13 protein-coding genes are annotated in these 19,488 nt (G+C 40.3%); 5 read left to right on the top strand and 8 right to left on the bottom strand.

What is annotated here, in order from left to right; genetic code table 11:
* Nucleotides 1–53: 53 nt before the first annotated feature.
* From PAT01_RS08580 to bcsR, 6 genes are read right to left on the bottom strand one after another with little or no spacing between them, the layout of a single operon-like run.
* Entirely contained in the window at nucleotides 54–3,872 is a 3,819-nt protein-coding gene (locus PAT01_RS08580) for a cellulose synthase subunit BcsC-related outer membrane protein (protein ID WP_154945339.1), read from the bottom strand.
* Complete coding sequence (gene bcsZ, locus PAT01_RS08575; protein WP_154945338.1) at nucleotides 3,863–4,990, bottom strand: cellulose synthase complex periplasmic endoglucanase BcsZ; 1,128 nt, start codon at nucleotides 4,988–4,990, stop codon at nucleotides 3,863–3,865. Before bcsZ ends, PAT01_RS08580 begins: the two co-directional genes overlap by 10 nt.
* Entirely contained in the window at nucleotides 4,990–7,236 is a 2,247-nt protein-coding gene (bcsB, locus tag PAT01_RS08570; protein ID WP_154945337.1) for a cellulose biosynthesis cyclic di-GMP-binding regulatory protein BcsB, read from the bottom strand. Before bcsB ends, bcsZ begins: the two co-directional genes overlap by 1 nt.
* Nucleotides 7,229–9,898, bottom strand: coding sequence for a UDP-forming cellulose synthase catalytic subunit (gene bcsA, locus PAT01_RS08565; RefSeq protein ID WP_154945336.1), 2,670 nt, complete (start codon nucleotides 9,896–9,898; stop codon nucleotides 7,229–7,231). Before bcsA ends, bcsB begins: the two co-directional genes overlap by 8 nt.
* A gap of 2 nt (nucleotides 9,899–9,900) precedes the next feature.
* A complete protein-coding gene (gene bcsQ, locus PAT01_RS08560) occupies nucleotides 9,901–10,614 on the bottom strand; it encodes a cellulose biosynthesis protein BcsQ (RefSeq protein ID WP_004588340.1) in 714 nt (237 codons plus the stop codon).
* 31 nt (nucleotides 10,615–10,645) lie between these two features.
* Entirely contained in the window at nucleotides 10,646–10,825 is a 180-nt protein-coding gene (gene bcsR / locus PAT01_RS08555; RefSeq protein WP_004588341.1) for a BcsR/BcsP family cellulose biosynthesis protein, read from the bottom strand.
* A 114-nt stretch (nucleotides 10,826–10,939) separates the two neighbouring features.
* On the opposite strand from bcsR, the gene bcsE reads away from it, so the two are divergent.
* The 3 genes from bcsE to tyrR all read left to right on the top strand — a co-directional run bounded on the left by bcsE (nucleotide 10,940) and on the right by tyrR (nucleotide 16,077).
* Nucleotides 10,940–12,562, top strand: a complete 1,623-nt coding sequence (bcsE, locus tag PAT01_RS08550; protein WP_154945335.1) for a cellulose biosynthesis protein BcsE — start codon at nucleotides 10,940–10,942, stop codon at nucleotides 12,560–12,562.
* A gap of 169 nt (nucleotides 12,563–12,731) precedes the next feature.
* Nucleotides 12,732–14,312, top strand: a complete 1,581-nt coding sequence (bcsG, locus tag PAT01_RS08545) for a cellulose biosynthesis protein BcsG (RefSeq protein WP_154945334.1) — start codon at nucleotides 12,732–12,734, stop codon at nucleotides 14,310–14,312.
* A gap of 208 nt (nucleotides 14,313–14,520) precedes the next feature.
* Nucleotides 14,521–16,077: a transcriptional regulator TyrR gene (tyrR, locus tag PAT01_RS08540; protein ID WP_004588344.1), complete on the top strand. Its 1,557-nt coding sequence runs from the start codon at nucleotides 14,521–14,523 to the stop codon at nucleotides 16,075–16,077.
* Between the two features lie 18 nt (nucleotides 16,078–16,095).
* Here tyrR and PAT01_RS08535 read toward each other — a convergent pair whose 3' ends face one another.
* Nucleotides 16,096–16,590: a hypothetical protein gene (locus PAT01_RS08535; protein WP_024032286.1), complete on the bottom strand. Its 495-nt coding sequence runs from the start codon at nucleotides 16,588–16,590 to the stop codon at nucleotides 16,096–16,098.
* 103 nt (nucleotides 16,591–16,693) lie between these two features.
* Here PAT01_RS08535 and PAT01_RS08530 point away from each other — a divergent pair, with 103 nt between their 5' ends.
* Nucleotides 16,694–17,230, top strand: a complete 537-nt coding sequence (locus PAT01_RS08530; RefSeq protein ID WP_004588346.1) for a thioesterase family protein — start codon at nucleotides 16,694–16,696, stop codon at nucleotides 17,228–17,230.
* A 60-nt stretch (nucleotides 17,231–17,290) separates the two neighbouring features.
* On the opposite strand, the gene PAT01_RS08525 is transcribed toward PAT01_RS08530, so the two are convergent.
* Entirely contained in the window at nucleotides 17,291–17,944 is a 654-nt protein-coding gene (locus PAT01_RS08525) for an OmpW/AlkL family protein (RefSeq protein ID WP_004588347.1), read from the bottom strand.
* Nucleotides 17,945–18,205: 261 nt separating this feature from the next.
* Here PAT01_RS08525 and dapE point away from each other — a divergent pair, with 261 nt between their 5' ends.
* Entirely contained in the window at nucleotides 18,206–19,390 is a 1,185-nt protein-coding gene (dapE, locus tag PAT01_RS08520; RefSeq protein ID WP_154945333.1) for a succinyl-diaminopimelate desuccinylase, read from the top strand.
* Nucleotides 19,391–19,488: the final 98 nt, after the last annotated feature.

Here is a 19,488-nt window from a genome sequence, read left to right as displayed (position 1 = left end):
ACATATACCTTAGTGCGAGGGGAAGCATTCGCGATATATCACCTTGCACTGCGTTAAAAGTCTGCATAGGGAATAATTGGGGTGCCAGGAAACTCTAACGTCCCGTACACAGGGTTGAAGTAATAGCGAATATAGAGCTGGCCAAAGTTTGGTTCGTAAAAGTCAGCACGATCGATGGCTAAATAACCACCAAAAAACCAATGCGGCGTTATACGGTACTCAAAGCTTCCTTCAAGATTGTATGACACGCCAGAGCTGTCATCACTCTCAAATACAGGGTCCACCCCGGTAATCGCTTCTCTATCGTAGGCTTGTAGCTGCAAGTCAGTGTCGTTAGGATAAAAATCAATGGCTTGGGTTTTTGTTTGCGAATATGAAATCCCTGTTTTTAAGCGATAAACAAAGTCATCGCCCCAGCGCGCATCGTAGCTTAAAGGTACCGACAACCCAACGTAGTTTTGTGGGCTATAGTAACCGCCGTGGCCCCATGTTTCTTCACTTAAATTATACTGATATGCCCAATGCAATAGACTTGCGCCGACGGTAAACTCGCGTTCTTGATTACTAATAACGCGATAATAAGACCCGCCCATTACTCTATAGCGTTGGTTATCTTTAACATTTTGCCCTTTATAGAGCGTAAAGTCGGCGCTTGACCAAAAGCCCCAATCGCCACCTAAGTCATGAGATAGGTTGGCGGTAAGGCCTGTTGAGCGCACGCCGCCCCAAATTTCACCGGTATTTACATCTTCAAGCCCAGCATAAGAGAGCACGGAGCTTGTTACTGGGCGTTTTTCGAGCTCTAGGCTATAACCAAAGTCGCCAATACTGTTGGCGTAATTTACACCCCATACTATGTCTTCAATTAAAAAGCCAAGTGGGGTCGTGCCTACATCAACACGCCAATTTTCATTTTGCCAGCCAATACCTATGTCGACCCCATCTTGCTCAGGGCTTACTTCATCAATAGCACAGGTAAATATACAAAGTGCACCTTGGCCGTAGCGGCTACCAGCAAATTGCTCATCAAAGCGAGTTGTTTGTGCGCTAATAGTGGTTGGGTCTATTTTAATAAACCCTTGGCCTTGCCAAAGTGGAAAGTAGGCCTCAATAGGTACTAAGCCTGCGCCAAGAGTCGCCTCGCTTTCGGTGCTTGTTTGGCCACTAAAGTTAACCCCAATAGCAATGTATGCTTGGTTTTTGTTTTGCTCATTAATAAGCTCGCGCTTAGCGCCATTAATATACCACGCATCATTTTCATCTATGCGAGCAATTTGTTTGTAAAACGATTCATCGTTTAGGCGTTGCTCGCTTGATAGCGTTTTTAAATACCATTGCTTAGCTTGGTCTTGTTCATTAAAATTTCGAGCAACTTCAGCGCCCAAATAACTAAGCTCTTTATCATTGGGTGATTTAGCAATTAATTGATTGGCTAAAACTAAAGCATCACCTGCGTAATTAAAGTCATTTAACGAGGCCATTATTTGGCGTTGTAAGTAGGCTTGCTGATCATCTGTTTGCGTTATTGCGCGCTCAGTAACTTCTTTTGCCTGAAAGTCATTACCTAATTCTCTGTAAGCTTTTGCTATTGCAAGCATTGCTTGAGGTTCAATTGGCTGATTGTTTTTCAGTTTTTGCTGATAAACAATAATTGCTGATTCTTGCTGCCCCAGAGCTAAATTAGCATTTATTAATGCCGTGGTGATGGCGGGTGTACTTTGGTACTTTTGATCAAGCTGGTTAAGCTTTGCTAATAATTCGCCACCTTCGTAATACTGATTAATATACGTGGTGTATAAATTGACGTACTGTTCTACTTCGCCAGCACTTGCATTATTAGGCAAGCTGTAATGAGAAAACCATTGTTCTACAGCAGGGCGCTCGTTTTGTTCTAATAGCCACTGCGCGTAAAGCATATGCCAATAAGGTGATAAAGTAGGCTCGGTATTTAATGCATTATTAATTAACTTTAGAGCGTGTTTTTTCTCATCTATTTGATACCAGCTACGCGATAGCTCGGCTTTCATTACTGGAGTTAAATTTTGCGCTTCTAAATTACTTAAATGAAAAATAGCCGTGGTTCTATTTTTGGTATTTAAGTGTCGCTCGCTTTGTCGAAGAGACTCGTTGAGCCTAAGCTGTTGCTCAAGAGAAATTATGTCGTCATTTCGATCATTAACCGGTACATACTCTAAGGTGTTTAAAGCGCCTTGATAATCATCAATTGAGCGTAAAAATAAAGCATGGCTATAACGTAACTGTGGATTGAGCGGAAACTGCCAAAGCACATTATTAAATAACGTTTTTGCCTTTTGAGTTAACCCGTTTTGTTGATAAATAAACGCTAAATCGTAATAAAGCCAAGGCTGCTCAGGGGCCAGTTCAATAGCCTCTTTTAAGGTTTGTTCAGCAAGCTCTGTATCGCCTGCATCACTATATTGGCGTGCTTTTTCGCGAAGCTGGCTACTTAACGTTGCCGCATACACAGGTTTAAGTTGAGCTTTTTGAGACTGAGATAAAGCATTATAAAACTTGATTAACGACTGCTCATTGTTATCCAATTCAACAATTTCTAATAACCCTGTTAGAGCGCCATTATTAAGCGGATCATTTTTTAACACGGTTTGATAAATAGCGGCCGCTTGTGAATAATTACCTTGAGCAAATTGTAACAATCCGCGGTTATACAAAACGCTAGCAGGGTCTTGCTCAAGTGTGTCGGCTAAATTTAATTTAAGCAACGCCGTTTTAAACTGGCTATTATTAATGGCTTCTTTAGCTTGGCGTATGTAAAGCCAAAACTTTGCCGTGGTGGCTAAGTCTTTTAGCGTTTCTCGCTCGGCAAAGTCGGCGGTATGCGAATACGCCTTAGTAAAATAATTATAAGACGTTTGATTTTTACCCATACGCAAATAAAGGGTGCCAAGGCTGCGCATAATTGCGCCATCGTTAGGGCGCTCTTTGAGCGCTTTTAGTAAAAGCGGCTCTGCGGCAACGAGCTTGTTTTTTTCAAGTAACGCCTCACCTTTAAGCCATAGTTGGTAGGCCGGGTTAGCTAATAATTTTTGTCGCGCTTTTAAATCTTTTTTGAAATCTTGATACTGTAATTCGCCTTTGCTGCTAAACGGATACACGCTAAAGTAGCGCTGAAATTGTTTTTCTGTAGCGCTATTTAATTGCATGTTAGATAAAGCACCTAACCAGATTGTTTCTACTTCATTACTGTAGCGAGAGGTGGCACCATATTTACTTAAAATAGTTAGCGCGGTGCTATCAGTGGGGTTATTTCTGACTAAGTGGCGCGCATATGCAATATCTACCGCGCCGATGTTCTCGTAACTGCGTAGTAGCCTTTCGTAGCCTTTTTTTACATTTTTCCATTGGCTTTGATCTTGTGCATACCAACTTAAGTGCTCGAGCTCAAACGCTAAGCTTGGATAGGTGTTTTTAAAAAGCCTGTTGTAAATTAATCGCGCTTGTTCGTAACGTCCCGCACGGGCAAGTAATTTAGCTTGCTGTATATCTGCTTTGTCTTCGTTTTCTAATCTAGCAATTAATCGTAACTGTTCTACACAAGGGTGGGTACGTGTGTTGTTACCGTCAATTTTTCTTAAAATTTGATTTGCTTGTATAGCCTTACCATTGGCAAACTCAAAACGAGCAAGCGCACACTGGCTTTCTATTCGATTAGGGGCAATAGCCAATAACTTTTGTAAGCTATCGGCAATTAAATCTTTATTTTCTTGCACTTCACCAATATTGATTTGGCTTAAAAGCCACTCAACAGAGTGTGTATCAATGTCATTATTTGTTTTAGCATGCACACTTGCGCTGACTGCTAACGTACAAACAACAGCCCATTTTAACGACATTCAGTGCTCCACCTTGGCTTGAGCGTCCCGTCTGCTGTTATTAAGAAGCGCTTATTAAGCGCACTACTACCAAACAGATTTAATACACTGTCGTAATAGCGTGTTTGTGTGAATGACTTATCGACCATTAACTTTTGTTGAATGGCCATAACCAAAGAATCATCGCCATTTTCTTTTAGCATGGGCAGTAGGGCAGCATTAAAGCCTAATGGGCCACGCTTTTGGGTTTTGCCAGAGCGTGCATAGGTATTTAAAGGGGCATAGCCACGGCTGTTTATAGCCTCTACAAAAGGGGTAAACTGCTCGCTTAGTTGTGCTTTGTATGGCGCATCGTTCGCCATCATGCTGGCCCATAAGTAAACCCTAATGGCATTAAAGCTGCCTAAATCGGTTGCTTTTTTATCGTAATAAAAACCTTTTGCTGGGCTATACATCACCCAGTCAGGGCTCACTCCGTTTTTAGCGGTATCCAAAATAAGCTTTGCAGACGCTTCATGTAATTGCTGCCAAGGTGAGTGCGGGTATAATTTGCTAAATTGCTGATAAATAAATAACGGTGAATAACTAGGGTTGAGTTTATAGGTGTTATTTTCAAATTCAAACCCAGCAGGGGCGGGTAATAAAGTAAGCCCTAACCCTGAAATATAGGCGGTTTCTTCTCGCATAATACGCTGCGCTAATACAGCAGCTAAAATACTATAGCGGCGGTCATCCCATAAAATAGCTGCTTGCGATAAACTATATGCTATCCATAAATCAGAATCTGATGCTGGGTTTGAGTCTATAATCCCATAGGTATCATTGCCTGTTTCACCCCATTGCCACGCAGGCAGACGTGTACTTAAATCGCCTTCAGAGAGATGGTCTTGCGTCCAATCTAAAATGCTATCAAACGCGGCTTTATCGTTTGCTACTAGCGCAAAAAATAGTGCGTATGATTGCCCCTCTGAGGTGGTAATATTTTGTTTTGAACCTAGGTCTATTACGCGGCCTTCATCACTAATAAAGTGATTTTTAAATACTTGCCACCCCTGCCAAGGCTCGCACTGCTGCGTTTGCGCTGACACAGAAAAACTTAAAAAAGCGGCTACTAATAATGCTCGGTTAAGTAATGTCATTATTCATCTCCTTCAGCTAAACGCTTATGGGTGAGTGCTTGTAGTAATCGCCATAAAATGAATGAAATTAGTAACAGCGTTAATATTGAAAGCAGAGCTAAAATAAATGGATGGTCAGATAAATGGAACCATACCAGCGTATGTACAGGAATATGACCGACAAAGTATTGCTCTTCGGTTTTTATTGTTTTAACGCCTTGTGAGTTTATAACCGCAGCACTGCCTTTTAATTGGCTTAATGTTTGCGAGTCCATAAGGGTTTTATCAATTAAGCCAAATGCTTTTTCAGTGGTGGCATTAAGTGATACAACAGAGCGCTCAGAATCAAAAGGAGATTGATAAGCTGTAATTACCGCCATATCTCCGCTACTTTTTACACTTACTTGTATTTTATCTGTGGCTTGCTCATCGTATGCACCGTTGTAAATAGCTTGCTTTATTTCACGTTGGTTATTCGTTAAAAGTACGTTTGTATGCGCATCTTCATCTAGTTGCTGAGCTGTGCTGCCAGGCTTTGCAACAACTAAAATATCTTTGTCGTCTAAATCAACATTTTCATTTAAATGGGCCACTGTCATTCTGTGGGTTGGATACCCCGTTATTGCACCAAAATGACCGGTAAGATTAAACAGCAAAGTTAACGCTTTTGCAGAAGGCTGCGGGTCAATTAGTACAAGTGTTTGCTGTAAATCGGCATATTTGGTGTACGGGAAGCCACTGTTCGCAAATACATTCAAATCTGGCAGGGCAATGTAATGATCAAAACCACTTACATCAATATTAGAATTACCATCAATAACACCAAACTCACCACCAGGTGGTGCTATTGCACACTCACCTTTTTTCAGCACACCAAATCTAAAATCAAAGTTTAGCTCGTTCCGAGTGGCTAAGTTTATGCCATTAAGTGAAAAGTTTTCTGCGTTTTGTGTAGTATCGGTATTGGCAATAAGTGGCAATAATGTTTTTGTAGTATTAAGTGTAGAGTCGTCATTATCTAACAAATATCCACTAATAAACTTTTGATTAATCAACATATTTAACCGAGAGTCCAAAGACTCGCTTTCGGGTGTGCTGCGATATTGCAATGTAATGGGGATGCCTTTTTCGCGCCAAGTAAATAAATCTGGAGCAAAGCGCACGTTTAATTTTACGGGTCCGTTATTTAACCCTTGTGCTTGTAGCTGATTGTCAAAATCAATTAATTCGTCAAAGTGTACTGCTCTATCAGCGCGTAACCAGCGCGGGGCATCGTACGCCTTGCGAAGCGGAAGTTGGTTAATTGCTTCTATGCTAGCGGTTCTGCCGGTCATGACTTTATGGCCAAAGGCCAATCCCGTGACGGCGGTTTTTAAATCGTCTTCATCACGCCCTAAAATAAGCAACATTTTGCTGTATCTATGTAGTGGGTTTGAAATAATCTCAACGGTTGGCTTTTCCACATCGGGATAGTCTTTTAAAAAGTCAGGCTTTGAATCGTTGGTAATAAAAACCACGCTGTGCGTATCTAATGATTTATTAATCACCACCGGAAAATCAGCACCACGCCAGTCAGCTTGCGCGCCAAACCAGCTTGAAAGAGTCGCAGCCGCTTCAATCGTTTTGGTGTTAGGTGTTTTTGCAAACACAAACGGTAAGCTTAACTTATTGTAATCTTTGGCATCAAAAAAGGGCTCTGGTAAATATTCTAAACGGCTATCTATTGCCAGTTGCTTTTGATTGAGCGTGATATTGCTCGATTTATTAATTTCGGTCCAAATAGAGCGGCTAAAGTAATCTTGGCAACGTAAATCATAATAACCAACAAGCTCAAACCGTACTTGGTTGTAGTCTTGTACATACTTAGCATTGAGTTTTAGGCTATGGTTAACGGTATTTTTAACCACACTTAGTTGCTCATTTATGGGCAGTACAGTGACTAAGTTTTCATTAAAATACACTTTTAAATGCGACACGTTCGCAATCAATGATGGCGAGTTTGTGTACGAAAAATTAAGCTGTAAATCGGTGCTTAATTTATCAATGCGGTTGGTAAAATCCACTCTTGAGTTGTTGTTTATGCCATCAAGCTTGTAGCCATCAAAGCCTAAAGCAGCAAAGTCTAATCTTAAACTAGACACGTTGGCGCTTTCTGGGTAGCCATTTATAAACACAGATTTATCGTGCATTGGCTCAATAGCACATGCTTTGTAAGCACTGCATGTTAAAAACAGTATTAGAAATGTATTAAGCAAATTTTTAATCATAATTATAATGCACTATTGGTTTTTTAGGGGTGAAAGAGTTTATATATACAACAATTTTTGTCATTAGTTTTACAAAGGGTTGTAATGGCTTAGGAGCATGAAACAATAAATTACTAAATCCTCTTAAACTTGTTTTTTGTACTTCTTTAAAGCTATATGAAGGGCGGTCATGACGAAAATTATTTTGCCAGTCAAGCCACGCATCCGCTCTTGAAAAGGTGCACTGTATAAATGCTTTTTGCTTTTCGAGCGAGAGATCTTTTAACGTTAAGCCTATTTGTTTGTTTCGGGTGTTACATACATACGTTGTAAACGAAAACTGTTTATTTCCGCGGCTCATTAATAGCTCTATTTTGTCGTTTACTCGGCATAAATGAGCGTGCTCTGTTTCAATGCCCACCCCATTATCAGAGTAATCGGTTATTTTAACTTTTAACGTATGCCCATTTGCTAAGCGCACGCCAGCCGGAAAGTTTGCCTTAATACGGTGTGACTGCCTTACTTGCCTAGCTTCTGCAGCAACGGCTACCGCAGCGCCTAAAATAATAATATTATAAATTGCCCAGCCCATGCTGATTAACAAAACGCCCACTTGGCTCGGATCGCCAAAGCCTAAGCGTAAAACACCTACAAGCATGCCAACTAAGTTTATGAGTAAAAGTACCAAGTAGGGTTTAGATATACCCCAATCGTAATGCTCTTTATCATTTAAGCCGCCTTTTTCTGTTACGTTAAACTTACCCTTATTAGGGTTTATTAGCGCAACGGTTGTAGGCTTTAATATGTACCACGCAAGAACAGACTCATACACTTCCCCCCAAAAAGAGTAGCGATATTTACCCTGAATTCGTGAGTTGGTCGCTTTTATTTGTATGAGTGTAGGCACTACATAAATAAAAATAGCTAAAAACGGCGCATAAATAATGTAAGCATTAAAGTATATGAGCGCCAGTGGCGCGGTTAAAAATACAATACGCGGAATGCCCGATAAAAAGTGCAGCATGGCGTTTAAGTAACACAGGCGCTGTGGTATATCGAGCCCTTTACCTAAAATTGGGTTATCGAGCCTAAATATTTGCGCCATACCCCGAGCCCAACGAATACGCTGGCCAATATGTGCAGAGAGGCTGTCGGTGGCAAGGCCTGCAGCTTGTGGGATATTTATATAAGCGGTTTTATAACCGGCACGTTGCATACGCAGAGCAGTGTGGGCATCTTCGGTTACCGTTTCAAATGCAAAGCCACCAATATTATCAAGTGCTTCACGTTTTAAAACAGCGCATGAGCCACAAAAGAAGGTGGCATCCCACATGTCATTACCATCTTGGATCAACCCATAAAAAAGCATGTTTTCATTAGGGATTTGGCTGTGGTTATTTAAATTACGCTCAAACGGATCTGCTGAGAAAAAGTGATGCGGTGTTTGCACTAAACATACTTTGCTGTCTTTTAAAAATTGCCCCATGGTCATTTGTAAAAATGAGCGGGCAGGTACGTGGTCACAGTCAAAAATAGCAATGTAGTCGCCGTTAGTGTAGCGCATGGCGCTATTCATATTACCGGCTTTAGCGTGGTTATTATCGGGTCGTGTTAAATAACCCACCCCCACTTTTTGAGCAAATTCTTTAAACTCAGGACGTTTGCCATCATCAAGAATATACACGTTGAGCTTATCAGCAGGCCAATCAATGCTCATAGCCGCAAGCGTGGTAGGTTGTACAACACTTAATGGTTCATTATAAGTAGGAATGTATACATCAACTGTTGGCCATAAGTCAGTGTTTTCTGGCAACGGAACAGGTTTACGCTCAAGGGGGTTTATAGTTTGAAAAAAGCCTAAAATGAGCACTAGCCACGCATAGGTTTCTGCCAGCAGCAAGCCTGCGCCTAATATAAGCGCAACAGGGTCATCCCAATTGAGGGTTTCTGTGTAGCGCCACCATAAATAACGCGATGAAGTGGTTACCGATAGGGTGATCATTACAATGGTGGCCATTTGCCCTTTAACGCGCTTGAGCCCGTATGCCACTATCAAAATAAAACTAATAAACACGGCTTGCGCTTCTAGGCTAAACGGAATGGTTATAAAAATAGCCAGTAAAAACAAAATAAAGGCTACAACCACATATTTTATTAGTTTATTTTGCCAAATTTTAGCGTCAGCCATGGTTTTAAAAGCACTTTCTTTAGAACCCTTAACGTTTTTTGATAACAAACGCTTTAGTAATCTACCTAGCTTTAAGTCAAACCAACGCAACTGTTTAAGTGAATAACTTACCCCATTATAAAACTGATTTGATAGCCGCTCCCTTACAGAGTTATTTTTAGGTTTGTATTTAAAAAATAACAAATAAACGCTTTGAATGATAAAGCGCAAAATATTTGAATAAATAAACGTGCGGTAGGGCAAGCGAAGATGCGGGTAGTAATCATACAAAACAAGTTCAAAGTTAATTTTGTGGTCTTTTATATTGATAAACAATGAACTAATCAGCGTAATAAAAGGCATTAAAAAGGCTTCTATTACGTTTACTTTGTGCTGGTTAAAATAACTATGAAACTTAAATAAAATATAACGTACAAGTTTTTCAGTAAAAATAATGCTTAACAGTAAATACAAAGTACTGTGTATTGGGCGCTTATAAAATAAAGAAAAGCTCATAACTACAGGGCCGATTTACTTACAAGCCAGCCGGCAAGTGTTTCAAAGTCATCGTTAGCAACACTGTAAGGCGCACAATTAAGCGCTACATTTCTATAGGCTGTAGACTCTTTAATTACTTCATCACTATTTATAAAAAAAGGCGCCATAAGCGGCAAGGTAGATTGCCACAAAGAAAACAGGTCAAACTCAAGTGTTGATGCAGAGTTATAACGATTGACTAAAAAGAAGTGTTTCCACTGGTTGTCAGTGTGTTTTAACGTTTGTAGTTTTTTATAAATTAAGCTGTGGCAAATAGCATCACAATTAACTATTTCAATCACTATGTCGTTCTTATCGAGCGGATAGTGGGTGATATCAATATGTGCAGGGCAATCAAAAAGAAGCCAAGCATTATTGTTATAATCCAGTTTATTGCAATTGTTTATAAAATCGAATAACGCTGCGGTACTAACACTTTTATCGCCAAAAGGTAAAAACACTATGCCATCACTATCTTGATGAAAGTGCTCAAGGGCTTGTTCAAAGTCCTGCTCGTTACTCCAGCCGTGGTTGTACTGCCAAGGCAGGCCAAAGTGCAGGCCCAAATCGCTTTTAGAGTCTAAATCTATAGCAATAACGTCAGAGCCTGATTTTTTTAATACGCAGGCTAAGTTGGCAACCATAGAAGTAGCGCCAGTGCCGCCTTTAATGCCTTTTAGAAAAATTCTTTGCAAAGGGTTGTTTACCTGTCGTTTCAATTACTACTTACGCATTTACTGCACGGTGTATTTCGTTCAGTAATGCGTATTTTTCTATTGTTTGTTTATTTTTTTGTTTATTAACAATTTCAACGTAATCTTCACTTTTGCCGCCAAAACGTCGTGCAAGGTTCTCAATGTCATTTGATGTTAAGGTTTCAGAGCTTTTTGTCGTTAAATTACGCATTGTTGCCTTTATGGTGAAGTTTATTATTTTTATTTAAAGTGGACAATATTTGTCTATTATATATAGAATAGCGGGTAAAACTAGTAAAAAAGTATTTTTTATAGGCTAAATTCAGTGCAAAACTTTAACATTTCAGGCTTGCAGCCCTCTGCTGCAGAGCTAAAACCTGCATCGTTATATGCAATTTTAGCCCCTTTAGACAATTTTGCTACTGAACTGGCATTACATGCAATTAATAAACCCTCAGCCTCTGATATTTATATTGTTTCTTCTCAAATAGAAACATTTTTTGAAGGCCCTTTTAGCGATGCATTAAATCATGCATTTGACCAACACAAAGTGCATCCGTTTAGGTTTTCGGCAGATACACGCGACTGGCCAAAGCAACAAATAATTAACAACACCCTAAAAGAGCTAAATGCTTATAAACAGCTAAATAATGCAATAGTCATTGTTCACTTTAGTACGACTGATTTAGCCTCATTGGATCAAAAGCAACTGATTCAAAGTGTTCAGACCTATAAAAAATTTAGTACACAATCAGGAGCGACCGTCTTATTTTTAGTTTCTGGCCCTGAGGTGACTAACTATCGCTTTTTATTAAGGCGGTTAAATTCGGACCTCGACGGGTTGGTATATGTTGAAAATGATTCAACAGTGCGCGTACTAGAGTACGATTATTGGCATCACAGTACAGGTATCATCGCCTCTGTACAGTATCCATTAATGATTGAAAATGGCTGCTTTAAAGTGCAGCAAAATAGTATTACGGAAAAACAAACCTCAACATCGGGTGTATTTGCAGATGAAGACGACGTGTGGATTGTACAAGGAGCTATTCCTGAAGGGACCAAGCTTCCTGCAAAATATAAAATAATAAAAGACAACAATGCGCTTTTTGCAAAAGGCCCTAAATTAGAGGCGGCAACATTGGTATTTGCAGTATCTCGCTATACCGATTTAGCCCTGCTTGCCAAGCAATGTTTTGAGCTTAGAAAAAACTGTGGTCGCTGGCTTAAATTAGTGATTCAGAACGTTGATGGGGTGATCCGCCATCAAGATGAATGCTTATTTTTGACCTTAGGTGTTAATCTAATTTTGTATAGTTTTTCAGAGCCTTCTAGGTTGCTCTCACAGGTGCAGTCAATTCAAGGGTTTCAATTTTCAAGACCGTTACCGCCTTCTATTGAACATGTACTTCAATTTACCGAAAATACCTTTTCTAAAGGTTACCTGCCTTTTATAGAATTTACCAAACAGGTAGAAGTTCACAGCGACTCAGCTGTAAATTTAGGGGTAAGCGGGGTGTTGGTTAAATTAGAGCTTTTGCCTCGGATTGACCCAATCCACCCTTTGCATTTATTTCATATAAAGCGAGAAGGTGACGTATTCAGTTTGGTAGAAAACACCGTGTATTTGTATTTACATGCGTGTCGCGAAAATGATGTTAACAATGCGATAAAGCACTTGTTTAAATTAGAAACAAACGATTTTTTTGCACAGCAAAATATTATTTCCGATCATTTTTATATTCAGCAAGAATGTAAACAGCTTAGGCGTTATTATGCGGGCCAAGATATAACCGATTACTCTGCCCAATTAAAAGAGAATGAAAGCTATAAATTTTCGCAAAAAATAGATGCAAGTGTTGCAGCTGATTTAGAAACACCAGAGTTTACTAAAAACGAGCGCGCAGATGCTGTGCCGTTTAAAATGGCCATAAAGAGTAACGTATGAGTATTAATCAATTATTGATTACAGCAATTTTAGCGATGCTAGTTGGCGTATTTTTATGTATGTCGGGGTCGTTGATACTGAAAAAAATAAAAAAATATTATGCTCAGCTTACGTTTAAACATGAAGTACTCGAACCTTACAAACCAAATAGAATAAAGAAGGGTAAATAGTGAAATTATCAGGCTTAGGGGTGTGGAACCTCTATTTTTTAGTTAAGTTTGCACTTTTTTATTATGGTGCAATCGACTTTGGCTTATTAGCAAATGCAGCGCTGGCTGCTTTTTTTGCTATTTCTTACACGCACTCTTTACTAAATAAAGCCAAACATTGGTTAGGCGCGGTAATGGCTATTGTTTTACTTTATAAAGATTCGTGGTTGCCTCCTATAGACCGTTTAACACGCCAAGCTGGTAACGTGCAAGACTTTAGCTTTGGCTACTTTTTAGAGCTCATGGCGCGTGTTATTAATGTTGATATGTTATTGGCACTGTTTGTTATTACTGTGTGCTTTTGGTATTGCTCACAGTGGATACGCTTTTCCACCGTAACAGTTGTTGGGCTTATGTTTGTAGCTTGGCAAGGGACAAACAACGAGGATAATTTAATTTCACAGCCAGTGGTGGCTAATAATGTTCAAACAGCGGCGCCCCGTGCACAAGCACAAGTGGTAACGCAAGAAGCAAAATCGCCCGATCAGCAATTAAAAGAGTTTTATCAGCAGCAAAGTTTGCTAGCAAGCCAATTCCCTCAGCAATATAATGGCGAGTTATTTGATGTCATAGTACTAAATATTTGCTCAATGGCCGTGGCTGATCTAGAGGCTATTGGCGTAAGCCTTGATGATTTATATAGCGATTTTGATGTGGTGTTTTCTGATTTTAATTCGGCGACTTCGTACTCTGGGCCTGCTGCAATTCGCCTTCTACGAGCAAGTTGTGGTCAAACAAGCCAAACTGCCTTATTTGAAAATGCGCCAGAGCAGTGTCATTTGTTTAAAAATTTAGAAAACTTAGGTTACAAAAGCAATGTGGTTATGAACCACGACGGCCACTTTGATGAGTTTAAAGGTTTGGTGAAAAAGTTTGGTAAAATAGATGAGCAGCCTTACGATATAACTAACTTACCTGTTGCACAGTACGGGTTTGACAACAAACCTATTTACTCAGACGGGGCAGTACTAAACTCATGGTTAAATGATAAAGGTGAAGACTGCGCGCCATGTGCTATGTATTACAACACCACCAGTTTGCATGATGGCAATCAACTAGCGAATCAAGCCCGCATGAGTAGCCTTGAAAGTTACCCAATTAGACATAAAAACTTATTTAACGATATTAACGGGTTTATTAAAAACCTAGAAAAACGTGGCCGTAATGTCATGCTGATTATAGTACCTGAACACGGCGCAGCATTAAAAGGCGATAAAGTGCAGTTTGCTGGGCTTCGTGAGATACCAAGCCCAAGTATTGTATCTGTTCCGGTGGCGATTAAGTTTATTGGTAAAAATGTACAAAGCTATTCACAAACGCTTGTAAGCGAATCAACAAGTTACTTTGGTTTATCGGAGCTAATTAGTGGCGTGCTTAGCACAAACTTTTTTGCAGGTAATGGCAATATTGCCGACTTAGTTGATACGCTGCCTCGCGCACCTAAAGTAGCCGAAAACGCCGATACAATAATGATGTATGTTAATAAGCGCCCTTATATTCAATTAGATGGCGGAGACTGGACCCCATACCCGCAAAATTAATAGCATATATGCACGACCCTTTTAAAACGCAGCTTACACGCTGCGTTTTTTAGTTTTAAGCTGCACGTTATTACAGTTTGATGTTTATAGGCGTGAGTTTACAGCGATAAAGGCGGTGGTTTGTCCAAATTTGTTTACAATTTACTGTATTGAATAACGGAGTTAGCGTATTATTCGGCTAATATAGTTTTTCCTTATTCGAGGATGTATGCGTCTAGATATTCATTGTGCCGACCGTGTAGGTATTGCCCAAGAGATCCTAAATATTTTAGTAAACTACGATGTTGACTTAAAAGGGATTGAGGTTGATTCGGTAAATTGCCGTATGTATGTAAGCTTTCCTGAAATTGAATTTGAGCAATTTCAAAAAATTATGCCTTCTATTCGTTTGATTGATGGCGTACATGATGTTCGCACAACCGCCTTTTTACCCTCTGAGCGAGAGCATAACGAATTAAATACACTGCTGCGTGCACTTCCCGATGGCGTTATCTCGATTGACGCAAAAGGGTGGGTACGTTTGTGTAACGACGCTGCCTGTAAAGACCTACAGTTGAGCGAAAAAGAAGTGGTAGGGGCCAATATTAATAACCTACTAAAAGGGTTTAACTTTACGCGTTGGTTAGAAGGCAAAGAAGTACTTGGACAAACAACCCGGGTAGATGTTGCCGGTGAAGACTTTATTGCCGATATTTTACCGATTGCCGTCCCGCAAGGTGGTGAAGGTGATGTGTTAGCTGGTGCGGTTATAAATATAAAATCGCAAAGCCGCCTTGGTCAGCAGGTCAGTGCCTTTAGACGTTACGGGCAAGAAAGCTTTGCAACTATTCATAACTTTAGTACTGCTATGCGCCGGGTAGTGCGCGAAGCACGCAAAATGTCGCAGCTAGAAGCACCCATTTTAATAACCGGAGAAACTGGCACAGGTAAAGAGCTCCTTGCTCGTGCGTGCCACTATGCCTCTAATCGTTCGGTTAAGCCGTTTATTGCACTTTCGTGCGCATCTTTGCCAGATGATGTGGCTGAATCTGAATTATTTGGTTACGCCGGATATGAAGAAAACACCGCACCTAAACGCGGAGTACTAGAGCAAGCCGATGGCGGTACTGTGTTTTTAGATGAAGTTGGCGAAATGTCTACACAGCTACAAACAAAGCTGCTGCGCTTTTTACAAGACGGCACATTTAGAAAAGTGGGCGACGAAAACGAAGTAAAAGTAAACGTGCGTATTATTGCAGCCACACAAAAAGATTTACCCGCGATGGTGCAAGAGGGCGTATTTAGAGAAGACTTATACTATCGAATTAATGTACTCACATTAGAGATTGCACCACTGAGAGACCGTAAAGCTGATGTGGGCCCATTAGCCGAGCACTTTATTCAAAAGTACGCACAGCAAAACGGCCACGCAATTCCGCTTTTATCACAAGAGTGCTTACGCTTTCTACAAGAGTACCCGTGGCCAGGTAATGTGCGCCAGCTAGAAAATGCAATTTATCGGGCTGTGTCGTTACTTGATGATAGCGAGCTACGTGTAGAGCATTTGCAATTGCCTACCTTTACCCACGATTTAGGCTATTTAGAGTCAGATTTTGAAGGGTCGTTAGATCAAGCTGTAAAACGTTTTGAAGCAACCTTGCTACGCAAATTGTATCCGGCTTACCCAAGCTCAAGACAATTAGCTAAGCGTTTAGGGCTTAGCCACACTGCAGTGGCAAATAAACTACGAGATTACGGTATTAATCGCAAAACTGTTAAAGTTTAATAGCCGCTTTACTGGGCACTAGCTCTTAGTGCCCATGTTTTTAGTAACCCCATCAATGGCGATAGTTTCTATGCCATTTTCATCAAAATTAATCACTATGCTTGCGTTATTACGAGTAAAAAAGTAACTGCGGCCATTCAGCTCAATCACGTAATTGCCTTTTACGGGGTCTTTAAATTGCTGCTTTTTTAAACTGACAGTATGTTTACCTATTTGCCAATCAAACGCTTCAATAAAGCCATTATTAAATTCTTGTACCCACACTTGGCTATCGTCTTTAGCTAAAGTGATTGCTACCGAGTATGAGTTAGGTAATTGCGACATATCGTAGCTTTTGCTACCTATCGAAAATTTACCAAGCTGCTGCTGCCACGCAAAGCCAAAATTAAAGGTTTTTTCTATACCTGTTGGGTAAGTTACCGTACCTGGGCCTTTAATTGTAAAATCGGCCAGTGCGCTGGTGCTAATGCATAATAAACTGGTTGTGAAAAGTGTCGCTAATTTATATTTCATACTATGACTTTTTTATATTTATAATTTGAGATTAAAACAGAACATTCGCCTTAACAAGTGGCTATGTTACACTGAGTTAACTTTATACTGGTAAGACCTTCTCGTGAACTTATATATTAGACTTCTTTTATTATTTTTTAAAATTAAGCGCAACCGCGACTACCAACAGTTACTTGATACTGTCGATATTGATTACAAAGCGCTGCCAACAGACTGCGATATAAACCTGCATCTAACAAACTCGCGTTATTTGGCTATGATGGACTTGTCACGCACTTGGATGATTGAGCGAATTGGTCTATTAAAACAAGTAATGAAGCGCCGTTGGTTTCCTATTGTTAATGCTACAGCCATTACTTATATTCGCGATATTAAACCTATGCAGCGTTATACCATTAGTACCAAGCTGGTGGGGTGGGATCATAAATATTTTTACATTGAACAAAAGTTTCATTCTGCGCGTGGCCTGCACGCTATAGCGTATGTGCGCGGTGTGTTTAAAAACAAAAAAGGCATTGTAAGTATTGAAGAAATGCTTGAAGTAGCCGAGTTTGATGGTGTAGCGCCTATTTTGCCAAGCGAAATTATGCACTGGAAAGAAATGCTTGAGCAAAAAAAGGTGAATAACCTTCCTAAATAATTTTCATAAAATAAGGCCTTTCGGCCTTAAACACATAGAACATAGGCGCTGCAAACTTAATTAAAAGCTGTACCTTACACCAAACATGGCAACGACTGGGTCAAGCTCAACGGTTGATGTAAGGGCTTTTGCACCGTTTGCGTACACTGTGGCATCGGTATCTATATCAATCATTGACACCATGGCATGTAGCCCCCAATGTTGATCGATTTTATAGTTAGCGCCTACTTGTGCAATAAAGCCAAACGAATCATCGAGTTTTACTTCAACATCGTCAGTGCCTAGGGTTGCTTTTAGCGCTTGAGAAGGCTGCTCGTCAAAAAAGGTGGTGTAATTTAACCCTACACCAATAAACGGGCGTAGCGCGTAACTTGTATCTAAAAAGTGGTATTGCGCAACCAATGATGGCGGAAGCTGTTTGATGTCGGCAATTTTATTGCCAGCTAACCCACCCGCGCCATTTACATCGTGCGAAAACGGCGTAGCGGCAATAAGCTCTACCACCCACTTATCGTTAAATGCATAATCGATTGTAATACCTAGCTGCGTGTCAGAGTCGCCTTTTAGACCCAGGGTTGGCGCTTCGTTAATTGCCGAGCTGCTGTTATCTGGATTTACATTAATAGCGCCAACATTAACGCTAAGGTTAGCGTGTGCCGCAGGGGTAATAGCAAGTAAAGAGGTAAGTAATGCAATGCTGATTTGGGTTTTCATGTTGTGCTCCAATAACTACTTTTTGATTGACGCTATTATTACAATCTCCGAGCGTTGAAAACCTGTTCTAGATCAAAGTTTCAAAAATGTTTGAAGTATGTGAACCCTTTTCTTGATTTAGATTAAAGTCAGTGCAAAAAGTATTTTAATTAATTGACACAGCTATGTATTTAACGGTCATCGCACTGTATTAACTTTGCCATTATTTGGTCATATTCTCGCGCTTTAATAATCTTTCTTATGGTTATTGAGTGTGTTGTTATGTCTGTTGCAAAAGTATCGCAAAACAGTGTAAGTAAACCTTTAAGCGCGGTGGTAAAAAATACGCAAACGCTTATTAGGTTTGAGTCTGTAACGCCTAATCAAGGCGGTGCCATAGATTGGCTTAGCAATGAGTTAACTGCGCTTGGTTTTAACTGTGAGCAGTTTATTTGTGAAGGCGTTACTAATTTAATTGCCTACGTTAGTTTTGAGCAAGAAGGGCCATGTGTTGCGTTTTCTGGGCATATTGATGTTGTGCCCGCCGAGTCGGGCAACTGGCTAAGCCCGCCTTTTGCCGGCAATATTATTAATAATGCCGTGTATGGTCGCGGCGCTGCCGATATGAAAGGCGGTGTGGCGGCTATGCTTGGTGCTACTAAGGCACTATTAAAAGATACTAAAAGTAAAAAAGGGCGTTTTTACTGGCTTATTACCTCCGATGAGGAAGGAGAGGCCGTATTTGGCTCAGAGGTAATAGCCGCGCGTTTAGCAAAAAATAATATACAACTTGATGGCTGTATTGTTGGTGAGCCGACAAGCTCTACACACGTAGGCGATACAATTAAAAATGGTCGCCGAGGCGCTATTTCTTCTCGTATAAAAGTTCACGGCAAGGCCGGACATGTTGCCTACCCACAGAACACTATAAACGCTGCGCATATTGCGGGTAATATTGTAAATTGTTTAAGTAATTTAACATGGCCTGACGATGAGCCAAGCTCTAAAACCACCTTGCAAGTGACCGGCATTAATATAAATAATGTTGTTGATAATTTAGTGCCTAGTGAATGCGAAATTACCTTTAATGTGCGATATAGCCATGGTTATACAAGCAATGCAATAAAGCACTGTATATCAGCGGCGCTGAGTGAATACGCTCAGCACCTTGAGATTGAATGGGAGCGAGCGTGTGAGCCCTATTATACGCCACCAACCAACGGGTGGAGTTTATTGCAGCAGTTAGAGCACACCATTTATGCGCAAACAGGGAGTTACCCCATGTTAAGTACCAGTGGCGGTACTTCTGATGGCCGATTTTTTGCAAACCAGCATACCCAAGTTATTGAGTGCGGCGTTAAAAATAGTACTATTCATCAGGTAAACGAGCATGTTCCGGTTGATGATTTACTTAAAATTGAGGCCATTTACACAGACTTATTAGCACGAATTTTTAGCCATAAATAGTAATCGCCCAATAAAAATAAACAGCGAGAATCACCTCGCTGTTTATTTGAGTAGGGCGTGTTGATCTTTAATGATTGAGTTTGCAGCAGTATGTTTGG

This window comes from Pseudoalteromonas atlantica, from assembly GCA_007988745.1.
In the GTDB taxonomy this organism is placed as follows: domain Bacteria; phylum Pseudomonadota; class Gammaproteobacteria; order Enterobacterales; family Alteromonadaceae; genus Pseudoalteromonas; species Pseudoalteromonas atlantica.
Note: the sequence above shows the minus strand (reverse complement) of the source record. Positions and strands in the feature narration are given on the sequence as shown.

Coding starts and splice junctions, on each gene's coding strand:
- PAT01_RS08525 (WP_004588347.1), bottom strand. CDS start 17,944: ATGAAAACCCAAATCAGCATTGCATTACTTACCTCTTTACTTGCTATT.
- PAT01_RS08535 (WP_024032286.1), bottom strand. CDS start 16,590: ATGAAATATAAATTAGCGACACTTTTCACAACCAGTTTATTATGCATT.
- bcsB (WP_154945337.1), bottom strand. CDS start 7,236: ATGATTAAAAATTTGCTTAATACATTTCTAATACTGTTTTTAACATGC.
- bcsR (WP_004588341.1), bottom strand. CDS start 10,825: ATGCGTAATTTAACGACAAAAAGCTCTGAAACCTTAACATCAAATGAC.
- PAT01_RS08580 (WP_154945339.1), bottom strand. CDS start 3,872: ATGTCGTTAAAATGGGCTGTTGTTTGTACGTTAGCAGTCAGCGCAAGT.
- dapE (WP_154945333.1), top strand. CDS start 18,206: ATGTCTGTTGCAAAAGTATCGCAAAACAGTGTAAGTAAACCTTTAAGC.
- bcsZ (WP_154945338.1), bottom strand. CDS start 4,990: ATGACATTACTTAACCGAGCATTATTAGTAGCCGCTTTTTTAAGTTTT.
- bcsA (WP_154945336.1), bottom strand. CDS start 9,898: ATGAGCTTTTCTTTATTTTATAAGCGCCCAATACACAGTACTTTGTAT.
- tyrR (WP_004588344.1), top strand. CDS start 14,521: ATGCGTCTAGATATTCATTGTGCCGACCGTGTAGGTATTGCCCAAGAG.